Annotated in this window: 17 protein-coding genes; 4 read left to right on the forward strand and 13 right to left on the reverse strand. The window is 63.8% G+C overall.

All coding sequences use genetic code 11. The annotated features are described in order from the left end of the window. Positions 1 to 75: 75 nt before the first annotated feature. The 10 genes from ACO06J_RS10085 to ACO06J_RS10130 form a co-directional block, all read right to left on the reverse strand. On the reverse strand, positions 76 to 552 hold the full coding sequence (locus ACO06J_RS10085) for a hypothetical protein (RefSeq protein WP_421760579.1): 477 nt from the start codon (positions 550 to 552) through the stop codon (positions 76 to 78). Between the two features lie 26 nt (positions 553 to 578). After that, positions 579 to 2,000, reverse strand: a complete 1,422-nt coding sequence (locus tag ACO06J_RS10090) for a sensor histidine kinase (RefSeq protein ID WP_421760580.1) — start codon at positions 1,998 to 2,000, stop codon at positions 579 to 581. A gap of 240 nt (positions 2,001 to 2,240) precedes the next feature. Further along, entirely contained in the window at positions 2,241 to 2,900 is a 660-nt protein-coding gene (locus ACO06J_RS10095) for a response regulator transcription factor (protein WP_421760581.1), read from the reverse strand. Between the two features lie 79 nt (positions 2,901 to 2,979). Then, on the reverse strand, positions 2,980 to 3,264 hold the full coding sequence (locus tag ACO06J_RS10100; protein WP_421760582.1) for a hypothetical protein: 285 nt from the start codon (positions 3,262 to 3,264) through the stop codon (positions 2,980 to 2,982). Between the two features lie 72 nt (positions 3,265 to 3,336). Further along, complete coding sequence (locus tag ACO06J_RS10105) at positions 3,337 to 3,612, reverse strand: hypothetical protein (protein WP_421760583.1); 276 nt, start codon at positions 3,610 to 3,612, stop codon at positions 3,337 to 3,339. Further along, positions 3,605 to 5,974, reverse strand: a complete 2,370-nt coding sequence (locus ACO06J_RS10110; RefSeq protein WP_421760584.1) for a baseplate megatron protein TIM-barrel domain-containing protein — start codon at positions 5,972 to 5,974, stop codon at positions 3,605 to 3,607. Before ACO06J_RS10110 ends, ACO06J_RS10105 begins: the two co-directional genes overlap by 8 nt. Further along, positions 5,931 to 6,338: a hypothetical protein gene (locus ACO06J_RS10115; RefSeq protein WP_421760585.1), complete on the reverse strand. Its 408-nt coding sequence runs from the start codon at positions 6,336 to 6,338 to the stop codon at positions 5,931 to 5,933. Before ACO06J_RS10115 ends, ACO06J_RS10110 begins: the two co-directional genes overlap by 44 nt. A 188-nt stretch (positions 6,339 to 6,526) precedes the next feature. Continuing rightward, on the reverse strand, positions 6,527 to 8,062 hold the full coding sequence (locus tag ACO06J_RS10120; protein WP_421760586.1) for a methyl-accepting chemotaxis protein: 1,536 nt from the start codon (positions 8,060 to 8,062) through the stop codon (positions 6,527 to 6,529). Between the two features lie 239 nt (positions 8,063 to 8,301). Continuing rightward, a complete protein-coding gene (locus tag ACO06J_RS10125; protein ID WP_421760587.1) occupies positions 8,302 to 8,703 on the reverse strand; it encodes a DUF2147 domain-containing protein in 402 nt (133 codons plus the stop codon). A 313-nt stretch (positions 8,704 to 9,016) separates the two neighbouring features. Continuing rightward, positions 9,017 to 9,472, reverse strand: a complete 456-nt coding sequence (locus ACO06J_RS10130) for a YcgN family cysteine cluster protein (protein WP_421760588.1) — start codon at positions 9,470 to 9,472, stop codon at positions 9,017 to 9,019. Between the two features lie 126 nt (positions 9,473 to 9,598). Here ACO06J_RS10130 and ACO06J_RS10135 point away from each other — a divergent pair, with 126 nt between their 5' ends. From ACO06J_RS10135 to ACO06J_RS10145, 3 genes are read left to right on the forward strand one after another with little or no spacing between them, the layout of a single operon-like run. Next, on the forward strand, positions 9,599 to 11,773 hold the full coding sequence (locus tag ACO06J_RS10135) for a transglycosylase domain-containing protein (RefSeq protein WP_421760589.1): 2,175 nt from the start codon (positions 9,599 to 9,601) through the stop codon (positions 11,771 to 11,773). A gap of 3 nt (positions 11,774 to 11,776) precedes the next feature. After that, the gene (locus tag ACO06J_RS10140) at positions 11,777 to 12,355 is read left to right on the forward strand and encodes a DUF1214 domain-containing protein (protein WP_421760590.1); all 579 of its coding nucleotides are present in this window, start codon (positions 11,777 to 11,779) and stop codon (positions 12,353 to 12,355) included. After that, positions 12,352 to 12,900 (forward strand): DUF1254 domain-containing protein, encoded by a 549-nt coding sequence (locus ACO06J_RS10145; RefSeq protein ID WP_421760591.1) that lies wholly within the window; start codon positions 12,352 to 12,354, stop codon positions 12,898 to 12,900. The genes ACO06J_RS10140 and ACO06J_RS10145 overlap by 4 nt, the downstream gene beginning before the upstream one ends. 3 nt (positions 12,901 to 12,903) lie before the next feature. Here ACO06J_RS10145 and ACO06J_RS10150 read toward each other — a convergent pair whose 3' ends face one another. Continuing rightward, positions 12,904 to 13,710: a hypothetical protein gene (locus tag ACO06J_RS10150; RefSeq protein WP_421760592.1), complete on the reverse strand. Its 807-nt coding sequence runs from the start codon at positions 13,708 to 13,710 to the stop codon at positions 12,904 to 12,906. After that, positions 13,703 to 13,864, reverse strand: coding sequence for a hypothetical protein (locus ACO06J_RS10155; RefSeq protein WP_421760593.1), 162 nt, complete (start codon positions 13,862 to 13,864; stop codon positions 13,703 to 13,705). The genes ACO06J_RS10150 and ACO06J_RS10155 overlap by 8 nt, the downstream gene beginning before the upstream one ends. Before the next feature lie 192 nt (positions 13,865 to 14,056). Between ACO06J_RS10155 and ACO06J_RS10160 the strand changes: the two genes are divergently transcribed. Then, entirely contained in the window at positions 14,057 to 15,199 is a 1,143-nt protein-coding gene (locus ACO06J_RS10160) for a DUF2336 domain-containing protein (protein WP_421760594.1), read from the forward strand. A gap of 2 nt (positions 15,200 to 15,201) precedes the next feature. On the opposite strand, the gene ACO06J_RS10165 is transcribed toward ACO06J_RS10160, so the two are convergent. Continuing rightward, the gene (locus ACO06J_RS10165; protein ID WP_421760595.1) at positions 15,202 to 15,534 is read right to left on the reverse strand and encodes a DUF1491 family protein; all 333 of its coding nucleotides are present in this window, start codon (positions 15,532 to 15,534) and stop codon (positions 15,202 to 15,204) included. Positions 15,535 to 15,553: the final 19 nt, after the last annotated feature.

Consider the following 15,553-nt stretch of genomic DNA (forward strand, 5'->3'; position numbering starts at 1 on the left):
AGTGTTCGGGTCAAACGTGCCCCAAACTACATCCGGATGGTAAACAAACTCGTTAGCGCGGTCGAAACGTGAGCCTTAGCTGACCGTCCAGGTTCCGTCAGCTTCGCGGCAAGCCGTGCCCTTTTTCGCGTAGGGCATGCCGCCAATGGTCACCGTATGGGTGAAATCACGGCAATCGATGTTGTTGACGCGCACGTACGGGCCAACCAGCACATTGCCGGTGGCGCCGCTGTCGCCCGCCCACGCACGCGGGGCACCGGGGCGGCCAAAGGTCAGCGCGTTGAACTGCGCGCTCGAAGCTTCGGCCTTGTCCTTGGGGCTCAGCTTGACGATTGCGGTGGGGTCGATGAACGCCGTCACGTCGCTGAGCGCGGTCGCCGCCGTCGCCACCTGCACCGTGGGCGTGCTCGTCGTCGGGGTCAGCGCGGGCTGAGCCAGCGCCGCGTTGGGCTGGTTCAGCGTCGGCCCAAGGTTGACGTCGCTCCCGCCGGTGCTGCAACCGGCAAGCGCAACCAGAACAATAAAAGGCGAAACGCGAAGGAGCTGCTGCATGAGGTTCTCTAGGGTGGCCGACGGCCTTATTCTTTACGCATTGAGGCGAAAGTGCGGAGTCCGCCCACCTTTGCAGCCGGAAGCCGCAATTCGCAGAGCAGTCCGCCAAGGACAGAGCGCTTCAATTGCAGCGAGCCGCCATAGACGTCAACCAGTTCCTTGACGATATCCAGTCCTAGCCCGCTGCCGGGGGTCTTCTCGTCGAGCCTGACACCGCGACGCAACACCTTTTGGGCCTCGTCTTCGGTGAGCCCGGGCCCATCATCCTCGATCTTGATCAACAGCTTGGCGCCGGCAGCATCGCGTTCGGCCAGCAGCGTCACCCCGATAGAGGTCTTGGTCCATTTACAGGCATTGTCGAGCAGGTTTCCCGCCATCTCCTCAAGATCGCTTTCGTCGCCCCGGAACCAGGGGAGCGACGCATCCGGGCGCACCATGGCAATGGTCACATTGGGGTGGAGCTTCTGCATCACGCGGGTCAGCCGCAGCATGACGTGGGTGGCGTCCGCTTTCTTCCCCACCACCGCCGACCGCGCCGCAATCCGCGCCCGGTCAAGATAGGTGGTCACCAGTTGGGTCATCTTGTCGGTTTCGGAATTCACCACGGAAGCCAGCGGATTCTTCCGATCAGCGCCCGCCTCGTTGCGCAGCACCGCCAGCGGCGTCTTCAAGCCATGGGCGAGGTTGCCCACCTGGTTGCGCGCCCGCTCGATCACCTGCGTATTCGAGCGCAGCAGTTCATTGATTTCCACCGAGAGCGGCGCCAGTTCCTTGGGGTAGGCACCGGTCAACGCCTGGGCCTCGCCCTCACGCACCTGCTCAACCTCCTTGCGCAGCCGCTGCAAGGGTCTCAGCGCAAGGCGCGCCACAATCGCCGACATCACCGCCAGCGCCATCGCCACCGCACCAAGGACGATCAGCGTCTGGCCGCGGAACTGGTCGACCAGCTCCAAAATCTCATCGAGGCTGCCGGTTACCATGATGTGGAGCGGCACATCGTTGACTGTCACCTCCCGCTCGATCACGCGGATCTTGATACCGAACGGGTCGGAGATGATCGCCGTCTTCGTATTCGTGGCGTCGAACGCCCCGGGCAGCGGCGCCAGCACCATGCCGACATAGGAGGTGGAAAAGTTCAGCAGTTCGCCAGCATCGTTGCGGATCGCCCAGTACCAGCCCGAGCCGGTCCGATCGAAGCGCGGATCCGCGACCTTGATGTCCTCACTCTTGGGCGTATCGCTCAACAGCGTCAGGTCGGTCAGGGTCTCGATATGAAACTCGAGCGTCTCGGTGAGGCTCGTATCAAGCGCCCGCGAATAGAGCTCGCTCAAGAGGAAAGCCGTCGCCACCAGTGCCACAACCAGCCACACGGCCGACAGCAGAAACAGCGACGTCGCAATCGACCCCCGCTGAAACCGCTCAACAAGCTTTCGAACGAGCGTCAGCATGTGGCAGGCACGCTGGGTCTGTCAACCTCTTCCCTTCTCCCCTTGAGGGAGAAGGTGGCGCGAAGCGCCGGATGAGGGGCTTCTGAGCGGCCCAAAGGGACAAATCGGTCCAGTGGACCGATTTGAGCGAAGAAGGCCTTGAGGCCTTTGGCCGAAAGGCACGCGAGCCACGCGATGCGCGATCCGAGCAAAGCGAGGAGCGACCAAAGCGCGCCCTTATAGCCGCGCGGCGCCCCCACCTCAGTCCTCGGCGATCTGGTAGCCGAGCCCACGCACGGTCTGGATACAATCCTCGGGCAGCTTCTTGCGCAACCGTCCAACGAACACCTCGATGGTGTTGCTGTCGCGGTCGAAATCCTGGTCGTAGAGGTGCTCGGTCAGTTCGGTGCGCGAGATCACCTTGCCCTTGTGGTGCATCAAATAGCTCAAGAGCCGCAATTCGTGGCTGGTCAGCTTCACCGAATGGCCATCAACGGTGACCTTGCCCGCCTTCACATCGAGCCGCACCGAGCCGGCGCTGATCTCGTTGGAGGCCTGCCCCGCAGCGCGGCGCACCAATGCTCGGACGCGGGCCAGCACTTCTTCCATATGGAACGGCTTGGCCACGTAGTCGTCGGCACCGGCGTCGATCCCCTGCACCTTGTCGCTCCAGCGGTCGCGGGCAGTGAGCAGCAGCACCGGCATTTTCTTGCCGGCACGGCGCCATTCTTCCAACACCGAAAGTCCGTCCATCTGCGGCAGGCCGATATCGAGCACCACGGCGTCATAGGGTTCGGTGTCGCCGAGGAAGTGCCCCTCCTCGCCGTCGAACGCCACATCGACGACATAGCCGCCTTCAGTCAGCGCTTCCTTCAACTGCCGGTTGAGATTGGCATCGTCTTCCACGACCAGAATACGCATCGACAAGTCCCCTGTTGACGCTTGGCCGCACCAAATCCCTCGGCGCCCGTCCGAGCCAAACGCTAGTCTAAAGTGAGTGTCACTCGGCGGGCAAGGTCACCGGTTTGCTTTCGCCATTGGAATCCATGACGTTTACGCGCCATTGCCACTGGCCATCGATCTTGCACACTTCGGCCCCGGCGCTGATGATCTTGCCATCAACCCCCGCAGCCGCCATCGCCTCAGCGAGCGGACGCAACTGCCCGGCATCAATCTGGCTCTGGATCTCGCGCTTGCTCAAACACTCCTCCGCCACCGCCGGCCCCGCAAGGGCCGACGTCAGCGCCAAGGCAATGCCTGCAGCCGCGACGAGTCTGATGATCATCTGTTCCATCCTCGCTTTATGCGGGAGGATCACTGAATGGGGGATGAACGGTCCAGCCCCACCAAATGTGCCCTACCCCTTGATCCCCTTCCGCAGGAACAGGATCGCGAGCCCTTCCATCAGCAACTGCCCGGCCGAGTGGCCGTCAAAGTTCGGGAGGTCGACGCCGACCAGTTGGCTGAGCGCTGCCACCACCATGGCCACTGCCACGATATAGGTCTTGAAGCCGTCGAGAATACCAAGGTTCATCAGAAATCTCCGTAGGTTGTGAGAAAGAAACGCCGCCAGCAGGTTCAGCTGCTGGCGGCGGAGGGTTTCGCCGAGCCGGTCGAGGAGCATCTTAGGCATCGAAACCTCCCTCCCCGACCGCGCCCGGCCCGAACACCGCGCTCAGTTGCGCGATGGTGAAATCGAACGCCGCCGGCAGCGCGCCGAAGTCGGCGGTCTGCTCGGCGACGGTGTAGGTTGCGGCAGGCGCGGTCACGTCGAACGCCCGCACAGGCGCCGCGCCATCGAGGATGGTCACCCGATAAGCCTCGGGCGAAACCTCGAGCGGCACATCGGCAGCTGACCAGGTGCCGCTGTCGGCACGACTGCGCCGCACCCAGCTCAGCGCCACGTCGCCGCCGCTGCCCCGCCGCGCCCGCAAATGCACCGGCGGCAACGGCAGCACCGGGCCGAGGTCCAGCGGCACATCGACCGCACTCCCCTCGGCATCGCAGCGCCCGGCAAAAACCCGCAGCCCGAGCGTGTCGCCCAGCCAACCCGCTTCCACCGGCAGCACGCTGACGCGGTCATCGAGCAGCACCACGCGGTTGCCCACGGCGCTCGCCCCCATCGCGACATCGCTGCCGCCGAGGCCGCGCAGTAGCCCACTCAGCCGATAAGTTCCGGGCGCCACCAGTTCGGCGCCGGCAAAGCCCAGCACCTCCCATTCGCCCGCGTCGGTCTCCACCGCGATCCGATTGCCACCCGCCAGCGCGGCGCTCTCGTCGATCGAGGCGATGTGCCCGCTATAGAGCTGAATGGTCAGGCTCCGGTGATCCCAGCGATGGATCGGCGCCGGCGTCAGCGGCGTCACCAGTTCGCCCAGCGTGGCCGCCTTGCTGAGCCGCGCCAGCCGCGCGCCGGTCGATGTCAGTTGCAGATCGACATTCCCCGGCCACGGCGAGGCCCAGGCGGCCGCCACCAGCCGTGACTGGCCGGGCGTGGCAGGATCAGGCGGCAAATGCGCCACCACCACCAGCGGCACCGCTCCCGGCACCACCGCTGCTGTTGCCCGTTTCGGCCCATCGCCCAGCACCACGGCACGGATTGCCGGCGGCAGCGCCCACGCCGAAATCTTCCGCGCCATCCCATCGCGGATTTCGGCGATCTCAAACGGCCCATCGGCCTCGCCCGCGATATCGATCACATCGCCCACTTCCAGCGCCGCAAGCGAGGGCGGCAACGTCAGCTCCAGCGTGTCGCGCCGCGCACTTGCCGCGATTAGCTGATGCTCGGCCGCAGACCGCGCCCCCGTAGCATCCAGCACCAGCGCGGTGTTCTCCCCCGCCACCGCCCCGCCCTCGGGCCGCATCGCAGTGACGCTGGCGCTCAGATAATCATTCAGCCGGTCGACATAGCCGAGCGCCAGCCGCCCCACCGCCTCCGACGGATCGGGCCGCCGTCGCGAACGCTGAGCGGCATCGGTCACAACCAGATCGTCCGCCGCAATCGCCACAGCCCCCCGCGCCGAAGCGGCCGCAAACTCCAGCCCCTCGACTCCGTCCCGCACTCCGAGCCCCGTCGCCCCGAGCAGCGGCGCCAGCGCATCGCGCGCCGAACCAACCGCCTCGACCGCCAGCCCATGCACAAACGGCAGCGCCGCATCGGCCGCCGCGACCTCGACGTCGAAATCCGCCGCCACCGCCGCGATCAGTTCGTCACTCGCAAGCCCACCCAACCGCCCGGTCAGCCAATGCCCCGTCGCGTGATTGGCCGCATCCGACCAGGTGTCCGTCAGCGCCGGAAACGCCGGATAGGGCCGCGCATCCCAGGTCCAGAGCGAGATCCGGCCGGTGTCCACCATCGGGCCGCCATAAATCTCCGACACCGGGTTCGCATCGCTCCCCCAATGCCGCAGATGCGCCCGCAGCACCTGCCGCTGCATCAACGCATCCGGCGCCCCGGACGAGAACCAGGGCTTCCCGCCCTCGGCGCTCTTGGGGTCGGCAAACACATTGGGCTGGTTCGCACCCTTGTCGACCGCCGCGCAGCCGAGTTCATCACACCACGCCGCCGAAAACTGCGGTCCACGAAAACGCTCCGGATCGGACGCGCCTAGCACCATGGCCTCGGCACCGCTGCGCCAGAACAGCATGTTGCCCTTCAGCACCGGCCTCTCGTTGGGTGGCGAAATGGTCAGGATGCCACTCGGCCCCCGCACCATGACGGCCAGCGCCTCGGTGATGGTTTCCCCCACCAGTGCAATCGGTCCCTCGCCTTGTGCCGCTAGCGCGCGCACCCATTGTGCACCCGCCATGGTCTTGCCCGATCCGCGCCCGCCAGCCAACAGCCAAGTCGTCCAGTCCCCCGGCGGCGGCATCTGCTTGTCGCGGTGCCAGGTCCTCCAGTCGAACCGCAATGACTCCAACTCGCGATCCTCTACGAGGGCGAGCAGCGTCTTAACGGACTTGAAGTTCATCGAGGCGCTTGCTGATGCGGGCACGCAGTTCGATCATTTCGCGCGATTGGCGCGCCGTGGGTTGCTTGCCCGTATGGCGCCCATCGATGGTCATCAGCTTGTCCATGGTCAGGGTCAGCCGGTGCAGCACCGCGGCTTCCTTCTCGCCGTCCTCGCTCAAGGTCTTTTCTCCAATGTGAATCAGCAGGCGCTCGAAGGCGTAGAACAGCTTCTCGATCACCAGGTCGCGTTCCAGCACGGGCTTTCTGAGCTCGCTTTCCCATTTGTTGCGGCGCGCCCGAGTGTTGAGGTCGGCCAGCGTCACCCCGTAGCGGGCGCAGATCGCGTTCTTGCTCTCGTCACCGGCCTCATAGGCCGCGCGCACCTCAGCCCACAGCACGTCCGACATCCCCACCCCACAAACGCCTCCGGCCCGGCGCCGCTACTGCAGCCCGAGCCCCAACCTCAAATGTCTTTGAAAAAACGTGGGGCCGGCGCGCCTCAGGCCGCCAGCCCCACTTCTTCGACCGTGCCAGAACTATAGCCCCTCCCCGTGACGCGGGGATAACTTCCGTGTTCTGGTTATTTTACAAAGGCTTATGCAGCCTTTCTGCGCCTTTGAGTCTGGCTGCTCGTCGCCGAGATGGTGAAAACCTCGACGATCTGATCAAGCGCCACGGCCTGCCCCTCGGTCTGTTCGATCGCCGCATTGGTCTCTTCCACCAGGGCTGCGTTGTGCTGGGTCATTTCGTCCATCTGGCGCACCGCTACGGTGATTTCGCCAATAGCAGAGGTCTGCGACCCGCTGGCCGCGGCGATCTGCTCCATCAGCCCGCCATTTTCCTGCACGGCCTCGACGATACGCTTGAGCTTGGCGGTGGCGTCGGCAACCAGCTGTGTTCCGCCTTTGACTTCCGTACCGGATTGCTCGATCAGCGCCTTCACATCCGCGGAGGCCTGGGCAGCATTCTGCGCCAGCCGGCGCACTTCCACCGCGACCACGGCAAAGCCCTTGCCCGCCTCTCCGGCGCGCGCCGCTTCAACCGAAGCGTTGAGCGCCAGGAGGTTGGTCTGGAACGCAATGTCGTCGATCATGCCGATGATGTTGGAGATCTTGCCCGACGACTGGGTGATCCGCTCCATGGCGCCATTGGCGTCATGCATCACCGCGCCGCCCTCTGCCGCCAGCTGCGACGCAGCCTTGGCGCGGGCACTCGCCTGTTCGGCCCGCTGGGCGTTCTCGGTCACGGTGTTCAGCAACTGCTCCATTGCCGCGCTGGTCTCCTCGATCGTCGCCGCCTGTTTGGTGGTGCGATCGGCGAGGTCATTGGCGCCCGAGAGGATTTCGCCAGTGGCGGTCCTCAGTGCGTTGGAGGTTTCCCGCAGTTGAGTGACAATGGTCTCGAACTTGTCGGCGACAGCGTTGCTGTCATCCTTGATCTTCTGGAACTCGGGCTCGAACGCGTCGGTGATCCGAACCGTCAGGTCGCCTTCGGCCAGTGCGTTCAGCATCTCGCCGGTCGTCGTCACCGCATGCTCAACCTTGCCTTTGGCGATACGATCCTTTTCGGCGGCGTCTTCCGTCAGCTTGTCGAAATACACGGTCACCGCGAGGTCGATATCGACCATCACCGCCTTGACCATGGCGCTGAGCGATCGGCTCAGCTGGTCCGACACGGCGGCAACTTCGGGCTTTTTCGCAAACAGCCCCTTAGGTTGCTCATCGACCCACTTGCTGAGCACGTCGGCGACAACGCCCTTCATCAGCGTTTCAACGATCAGCCCATAGCCCCCGATATACCAGCGCGGCTCCAGCCCGATGCGCGCATGGCGCAGGCCAACCTTCTTGCTCGATTCGAGATACTCGGCGTCGAACTTGCCGGCCGCGATGTTGTGCCAGTGCCCCGTCTGCCGGCCCTGCGCGCGGTCAACCTGCGGCTTGCCCTCGGCAAAAAAGCTGGACACCGCCGGAACGGTCATCAGCTTTTTGTAGAACAGCCCCAGTGCGGGCCCGAGGTTCGCCTCGATGGACTTCTGGACCACAGCCAGGTCCGCGCGCGCCTGCGCGTCGATGCCGATAAAGCTCAGGCGCTCTTCCAGCGCCTTGAGGTCGTTGCTTGAATTTTCAGACATGGGACTGCCCTGGTCAGAGTGAAACCTGATTCTCTTGCCCGTCGAAAGCGGTGCAAGGGCCTGCGTCCAAGGCTGAGTGTTTTCTAAAGGTGGTTAAAAATCCGTGATCGGACAGGCTATCTCTCCGTACGTACGGCGCTTTTTCTGCAATACTTCCGCCGTTCGCCTGCTCCACAATAAAAAATCCCGCATCCTGGCGGAGGACGCGGGATCTCAGTTCGGCAGTTCTTGTGGGCTGCCTATAGTTTCGCAACCTCTTGCAGGCGGTTGAAGACCATCGTCTTGCAGAACACGCCCTTGCAGCCTGAAAGCTTCAGCGAATTACTGCCGGTCATCTCGAGACTGCCGGCAAACGTCTCGCCACCATAGTTCACCTGGCCCTCCCAGGTGTCGCCGTCAGCCGGTTCGGCACCCTTGACCACGTAGCGGTTGAGGTAAGCCAGGTTCTCGGCGGTCTGCGCGTCCTGCCGCAGCCAGGTCAGCTTGGCGCACAGTTGCTTGCCGTCGCCGCAATAGCTCACCTTGTAGCGGCTCTCGCCTCCGGTGGTCTGCCAGTAGCCCGTCGGATCAGCAGCAAGAGCAGGCGCAGCGGCCATGAACAGGGACAGCGCGGCAATGGCGAGTCGTCGGGTGACGTGCATGAGATGCGTCTCCTCAAAAGGGGCGGTTGTGTTGGTGTGACCCCGTTATGCATCGACTGCGGCTGAATCTTGGATAAACCCGCTGTTCACCGCCGGTTCATCGGTGTGTTCCCCATGCGGTCGCAATGCGGCGGGCAGCGCCGGGGCGGCGCCAAGCAATTGCTTTGCCACCGTTAAGCGTTCATTCAGCATGCCTTATTCAGAAGGTGCGCTAGGCAGACCCCCGCCGTGATCACGCGGACGTGATCGGAATTAGCCCCGCAAGTTCGTCGGAATGCACAAAATGCTGGCTGGAGCGCCTGCCCCCAAAAGCCTAAATCACATCCGGCGGCGCCCAGTTGGGCCAGTCGGCGACATGCTCTTCCCACTCACCCGGCTTGATCGACAGCTCGGATACGGTCCGGCCCCGCACCGAGACGCCCACCGACACAACCGTTTCCGGATCGCCAGAAACCAGCGGATGCCACCACGCCAGCCCCTTGCCCTCCGAAATCCGGCGGTAGGCGCAGGTCGAGGGGATCCAGGAAATGGTCTTGACGTTTTCCGGCGTCAGCTTGATGCAGTCGGGCACCTTGGCCTGCCGGTTAGGATAGTCCGAGCACTTGCACGTTTCGCCATCGAGCAGTTTGCAGTGCACATCGGAAACATAGATGTCGCCCGAATCCTCATCTTCCAGCTTCATCAGGCAGCAGCGGCCGCAGCCATCGCACAGCGCTTCCCACTCGGTCTGAGACATCTGTTCCAGCGTTTTTTCGTCCCAGAAGGCCATTGAGTTTTATCCTGTTGCCGCAAGGCGCTTGCGCAAAACCAGCGGTGATCATATTCGAGCGACTGCCTTGCCAATGCGCCCCGAATTGGGGAGATTCAAGTTCAAGGCTCTGCCGCGGAGTAATCGGTGCAGGATCCGTTCTACCACAAAGAAAAGCGCCGCAAGAAAACCCGCATGCTGGCAGCGGACGCGTGGCTGGATTCTGCCCTTTATGATTTCTGGCAATCTGCGGGCCGTGGCTATACCCGGGTTGAAGATTTCTTCTCGCGGTTTCGCATTTCGGGCATCAAACGCCTGTTTGTCGAGATCATCTCGGACGCCATGAGCTTTGGTGCGATCGGCCTCGTCCTCGTGACGGGCCTTGCGCTCCCCGCCTTTGACGCCACCGCGTCTGGCCATTTCAACAAGGCCGAGGATATTTCGGTCACCTTCCTTGATCGCTACGGCAACGAGGTGGGCCGGCGCGGCATCCGCTCGGACGATTCCTATCCGCTCGACAAGCTCCCCGATTATTTCGTCAAAGCGGCGCTCGCTACGGAAGACCGTCGGTTTTACGATCACTGGGGCATCGATTTCGTCGGCACCGCCCGCGCCCTGCTCTCGAACGCCCAGGGCGAGAACTCGACCCAGGGCGGCTCGTCCATCACCCAGCAGTTGGCTAAGAACCTCTTTCTGTCGTCTGAGCGCACCCTCGAGCGCAAGATCAAGGAAGCGTTCCTCGCCGTCTGGCTTGAGTGGCACTATTCGAAGGACGAAATCCTCAAGCTCTATTTCGACCGCGCCTATATGGGCGGCGGCAATTTCGGTGCTGCAGCTGCCGCCGAATTCTACTTCGGCAAGAAGATCACGGACGTAAACCTCGCCGAGGCGGCAATGCTGGCGGGCCTGTTCAAGGCGCCGACCAAATACGCGCCGCACGTCGATCTCGCCGCCGCCCGTGGCCGCGCCAACCTCGTTCTCTCCAACCTCGTCGATGCCGGCTTCCTCACTGAGGGTCAGGTGACCGCGGCGCGCCGCAACCCCGCCGTGCCGGTCGATCGCTCGGCTGAGGCGAACTCGCCCAACTACTTCCTCGACTACGCCTTCGAAGAGGTCAAAAAGCAGGTCGAGGCGTCCAACACCACCTCCAACAGCTTCGTCGTGCGCACCACAATCGATCCGGTGCTGCAGTCCTATGCCGAAGACGCGGTGACCTCGGTGGTGCGCGAGCAGGGCGAGCAGTTCAATGTCTCCCAGGCCGCCATGGTGGTCACCGAGCCCAACGGCGCCATCCGCGCCATGGTCGGCGGCATCGACTACGGCAAGTCCCAGTTCAACCGCGCTATCGTCCCCAACCGGCAGCCCGGCTCGTCATGGAAGCCGTTCGTTTACGCCACGGCCTTCGAGAACATTCCTGACTACACACCCGAAACGGTGATCAGCGGGGCTACCCAGTGCATCGGCGACTGGTGCCCGCGCAACTACTCGGGCAATGCGGTGGGCCGAATCAGCCTGATCTCGGCCTTCGCGCAGTCGATCAACACCGTGCCGGTCAACCTCTCGATCAAGATGGGCCGCCAGCCGATCGCCGATATGGCCCACCGGATGGGCATCACCAACGATTTCGAAGTCACCCGCTCCCTCGCGCTGGGCGCCGCATCGGTCAGCGTCATCGACATGGTCTCGTCCTACTCGGTGTTCGCCGACCACGGGCTGAAGACCACCGCCTTCGGCATCACGCGCATTTCCACCACCTCGGGCGACCTGATCTACGAGGCCGATCCCAACCCGGTGCGCGAGCGCATCCTCAGCGAGCACACCGTGCAGTTCATGAACCGCATGATGCGGGCCGTGGTCGAAAACGGCACCGGCCGCCGCGCCCAGATCGAGGGTGTCCCCACCGTGGGCAAGACCGGCACAACGAGTTCCTATCGCGATGCCTGGTTCTGCGGCTTCACCGGCAACTACGTCGCCGCCGTCTGGCTTGGCAATGACGACTACCAGCCGACCAACAAAGTCACCGGCGGCACGCTGCCAACCGTGGTGTGGCAGAAGTTCATGGCCTATGCCCACACCAATATCGAGATCAAACCCGTCGACGGCGTCGACTTCCAGCCCGCGCCGTTCGTGATCGCCAACGCCGAAGGGGCCACCCCGCTCGCCACCCCCACCGAGCGTCCGCCGAGCCTCAAGCCTGAGGCGGCTCAGAAACTACTCGAGGTCGCCGATCGCCTGAAGCAGGCGCTTGAATCCAGCTCCGACCCCAAGGCCGAGGCCGCTCTCGACCCCGAGCCGGCGGCGCCGGCAGCGCAAAGTCTCTAGCCGTTGCGTTTCCTGCTCAATTTTGGCCTGATGATCGGCATCGCCCTCTGCTTCGGCTTCGGGCTGAGCTGGTACACGCTCAACGGCGGCACCTTCTTTGGCACCATCGACATCGGTCCATGGACCGCCTGGCGCGATGTCGGCAGCCCCGCCCCCGACCCCTATACCCGCGCCTACATCGCCCGGAACGGCGGGCTGCAGCTCGGCGCCAGTGAGGGTATGCAGTTCATCGCCAATGCCGATAGCGACAACCACCAGCTCGACCGAAGCTGCAATTACCGCATCGATGGCACCACCCCGGTCGCCCGGTTCTGGACCCTCGCGGCCGTCGAGCCGCAGACCGGCGCCATCATCACCCGTCCCGACGCGCCACCGAACTTTGAAAGCGACCGCCTCGCCCGCGCCGATGATGGTTCCATCGAGCTCTATGTCGGCCGGCACCTCAGTCCGCGGAACTGGCTCGAAATCACGGGTGATGGTCCGTTCGCGCTGGTCCTCACGCTCTACGACACCACCACGCTCAGCGGCAACGGCAGCGATGCCGTCACCATGCCCTCGATCATCCGCGAGGGCTGCGCATGATCCGCTGGTTGTTATGGGGCTGTGCCGGGCTGGTGCTGGGCGGCGTGATCCACATCGCCGTCATCCTGGGCCTGCCGTCCCTTACCTCAACCGTTGCTTGGGACAAGGTAACCGCGCTTGGGGCCGTACCGGGTCCAGTTGTCCTTCCTGCCATCAAGCCCGGTGAGCCAAACCCGCTGCGGCTCGATCCCGAGCTCGCCTATGCCGTCTGCCAGCTCGATCTGCGCAAGGGCCCAGGCACCGTCGCCGGCACCCTGCCCCAGTCGTTCTGGTCAGTTGCGGTCTACAACCGCAGCGGCACTGTGGTCTATTCCACCACCAATCGCGACGGGCTCGGCACCAGCCTTGATCTTGGCCTATTCGATCCCGCGCAGACGCGGCTCCTTGCCGAACAAAAGCTGGATGTTGCCGATGGGTTGCTGATCGTTGAAGCCAATGACGATGACGTCATGGTCGTGATCCGCCTCGCCCCACCCCAATCGGTCATGCGCCCGCGCTACGAGAAGGCCCTCGCCGCCCTCAAGTGCGGCAATATCCCGACCTGACAGCTATTTGCGGAATTCGCCCTCGCTGGGCGGGCTCATCTGCACGCGGGCGTGGATCGCCCCTTCGGCGCGCAAGTCCGGCTGCCAGCCGTCGGCGCAGAAGTCCCGGCTCTCCGCCCGATCGATCCACGGCGCCATCAGGTTGAGTGCTGCGTCGACCTTGATGGCCTCATTGTGCGGTGTTTCGACGAGCAGGCGGCTCAGCGCGTAGTCATAGGAGTCGTAGCGATAGGCGAGCGCCGTGACGAAGTGCGCAACATAGGCCTCGTTCTCCGCCGCCCGGCCGCGCTGTTCCTTGACCATTGCCGGTTCGATATCGTCGATACCATCCGCCGCCACGCCGCGCTGGCGGTCGATATCGAGCACAACGCAGATGATGTGGAACACCTTGGGCAGCGTCCCCAAATCCCACGCGATGTGCTCGGAAACAGCATTATAGCGGGCCCGCGATGAGGCGAACTTCGTTCCCTGCAACCAGCGATAGTAACTATCGAGGTGCCGCGAAGCTGGTGTTCCGGTCCGCGCTTTGTTGATTTCCCAGCCATACTGGAAGGCCCAGTCCTTGGCGTGCGGCGCGACGAGGAAGCGCCAGACGCGATCATGCATCTCGACCTCTTCGTCGGTGAGATTGAATGTCGAGTGCGGCTGGTTGGTCAGCACCTTGCCCAGATAGTCGATGGTGGGCATCAGGTCGTCATTGATGAACCCGTGCTGCACGCGGCCGAAATCACCCAGTTGCTGCGCCGTAACCGGGCTCGCGAGAAGAATACTCAGCGTGAGGCCACGAACAAGGCCTGCAAGTCTAGCCACGGCGGCGCTTGCCGCCTGAGGCTGCGCCTGCGGGTTTGTCCGGCCGAGTGTTGCCGGCACGTTCGTAGCGCACGCCAGTGAACAGCACGACCTCGGCTGTGGCGTCACCTTCGGGCCGCGGCCTGGTGGGGCGGGCGCCCTTTGAAAATTGCACAAGTTTTCCCAACCTTGCCTCCGGGCGGCGGGGGTTAGATCGCGGCGCCATTGCCGCGACATGCCAGGCGCGACGCAGGCCCGGCAAAAATCATTAAGACTTCGTCAAGGTTAACAGTTCGCTAACGATTGGGCTGAAATAGTCGCCTTGTCAGGCACCGGCTCGAATCCCCCGTGCCTTTTCGGGACACAAATGATCGGCTTTCAACCTTACGAGACGTTTCAGCTGCTGATCGAGACCGGTGGGGTCGATCGCACCAACACCCTGCTCTGCGCCGCCTGCGACGCCTATGCGCGCCGCAGCAAGCCGACCCAGACGGAGATGGAACAGTTCGCCGTCTTGTCCCAGCGCCTGTTTCCCGCCGCTGGCCCTGCCGCCCGCGCCAAAGCCGCCGCAACGCTCGGCCGCTCGGATAACCTCTCTCCCGAACTCGAAGAACTCGTCGTCCGCCACCTCGGCGATGATCTCGCCGAATTCCTCGTCACGGCGCCCAAGCTCTCCGAAGGCACCATGCTCAAGGTGATCTCGGCCAATGACGTCACCCTCGGCGCAGCGCTCGCCCGTCGCAGCGACATTTCGAACGCTGTGCTCGGGCGTCTGTTCCAGATGAACAGCCGCAAGGTCTATCGCGCGCTCGCCACCAATACCTCGATCGTTCCCCGTGGCCCCTATCTCAGCGCCCTCGCCCGCTCCGCGCAGATGGATCATCAGGTCGCATGGTCGCTCGCCGCACGCGACGATTTCGATGCTGCGCTCCTCGCCCCGGCCTTCTTCGATCTCAACGAGACCGACCGGCTAAAGGTCATCGCCGGCTTCGCGCGCCGCGCTACCCCCGAGGCGCCGATCAAGCGTACGCTCGAGCAGTTGTCCGTCGCCACGGGCGAGCTTACCCGCGCTCTGATGAAGCTCTTTTCCGAGAACCGGCGCCCCGAAATTACCCGCCTCCTCCACCAGATCACGGGCCTCGATGAAGTCCGCTGCGGCCAGATCGCCCACGACAACAGCGGTGCGGCGCTATTCGTCGTGCTGCGTGCCTTTGGCTGCACCGTGCAGGACGGGCTCAAGGTGCTGATCCACGCCACCTCGCATGACGAGGACCGTTCCAAGGCACTCGCGACCTTTTCAGAAATGTTTGAGACGGTTAGCGTCGATGCCACGGCCTACCTGATGAGCGCGTGGCGTGGCGAAGTGAACCTGCTCGACATGACCAAGCCCGAGTACAAGCCGTTCGAGGCCGATCGCCGCCGTATCCCGGTGCCGCAGACGCGCGAACGCAACCCCATCGTCGATCAGGCCATAGAAGCGCTTGCCCGCATCGGCGCCAAGGCCAGCTAAGCCTAGGGCACTACCAAGAGGCCCAGGTCGCCCTGTCGCAGTTCGAGCGAAATCACCCAGAAGTCGGGGTCGAAATCGACCTCGCGGGCCAGACGGTCGGTGACTTTGGCCTGTTCGACGTGGTCGAACCGCCGCTGGAAGATTCGCTCCTCTTGGTTCTCGCGCTCTGCTGCGGCCGGCGCGGGTGCGTAGAGCGATACCGTCCCATTGAGGTGATCGACCTCGATGAAAATCTGCCCGGCAAGCGGATCGCCGCGGCGGGAAACCACGCACATATGGCCGATGTCGTTGTGGCGCCGCACGAAGGCGGCGACCCAGATGTCAGATCTGAACATGCGATGAGTCTGGTCGAGA

It is taken from the genome of Devosia sp. (genome assembly GCF_965229025.1).
Lineage (GTDB): Bacteria > Pseudomonadota > Alphaproteobacteria > Rhizobiales > Devosiaceae > Devosia_A.

What these genes read in the sequence shown, in the direction of transcription:
- ACO06J_RS10085 (WP_421760579.1), bottom strand. Translation starts at nt 552, where the DNA reads ATGCAGCAGCTCCTTCGCGTTTCGCCTTTTATTGTTCTGGTTGCGCTT.
- ACO06J_RS10160 (WP_421760594.1), top strand. Translation starts at nt 14,057, where the DNA reads ATGATCGGCTTTCAACCTTACGAGACGTTTCAGCTGCTGATCGAGACC.
- ACO06J_RS10130 (WP_421760588.1), bottom strand. Translation starts at nt 9,472, where the DNA reads ATGGCCTTCTGGGACGAAAAAACGCTGGAACAGATGTCTCAGACCGAG.
- ACO06J_RS10125 (WP_421760587.1), bottom strand. Translation starts at nt 8,703, where the DNA reads ATGCACGTCACCCGACGACTCGCCATTGCCGCGCTGTCCCTGTTCATG.
- ACO06J_RS10090 (WP_421760580.1), bottom strand. Translation starts at nt 2,000, where the DNA reads ATGCTGACGCTCGTTCGAAAGCTTGTTGAGCGGTTTCAGCGGGGGTCG.
- ACO06J_RS10115 (WP_421760585.1), bottom strand. Translation starts at nt 6,338, where the DNA reads ATGTCGGACGTGCTGTGGGCTGAGGTGCGCGCGGCCTATGAGGCCGGT.
- ACO06J_RS10145 (WP_421760591.1), top strand. Translation starts at nt 12,352, where the DNA reads ATGATCCGCTGGTTGTTATGGGGCTGTGCCGGGCTGGTGCTGGGCGGC.
- ACO06J_RS10165 (WP_421760595.1), bottom strand. Translation starts at nt 15,534, where the DNA reads ATGTTCAGATCTGACATCTGGGTCGCCGCCTTCGTGCGGCGCCACAAC.
- ACO06J_RS10100 (WP_421760582.1), bottom strand. Translation starts at nt 3,264, where the DNA reads ATGATCATCAGACTCGTCGCGGCTGCAGGCATTGCCTTGGCGCTGACG.
- ACO06J_RS10120 (WP_421760586.1), bottom strand. Translation starts at nt 8,062, where the DNA reads ATGTCTGAAAATTCAAGCAACGACCTCAAGGCGCTGGAAGAGCGCCTG.
- ACO06J_RS10095 (WP_421760581.1), bottom strand. Translation starts at nt 2,900, where the DNA reads ATGCGTATTCTGGTCGTGGAAGACGATGCCAATCTCAACCGGCAGTTG.
- ACO06J_RS10105 (WP_421760583.1), bottom strand. Translation starts at nt 3,612, where the DNA reads ATGCCTAAGATGCTCCTCGACCGGCTCGGCGAAACCCTCCGCCGCCAG.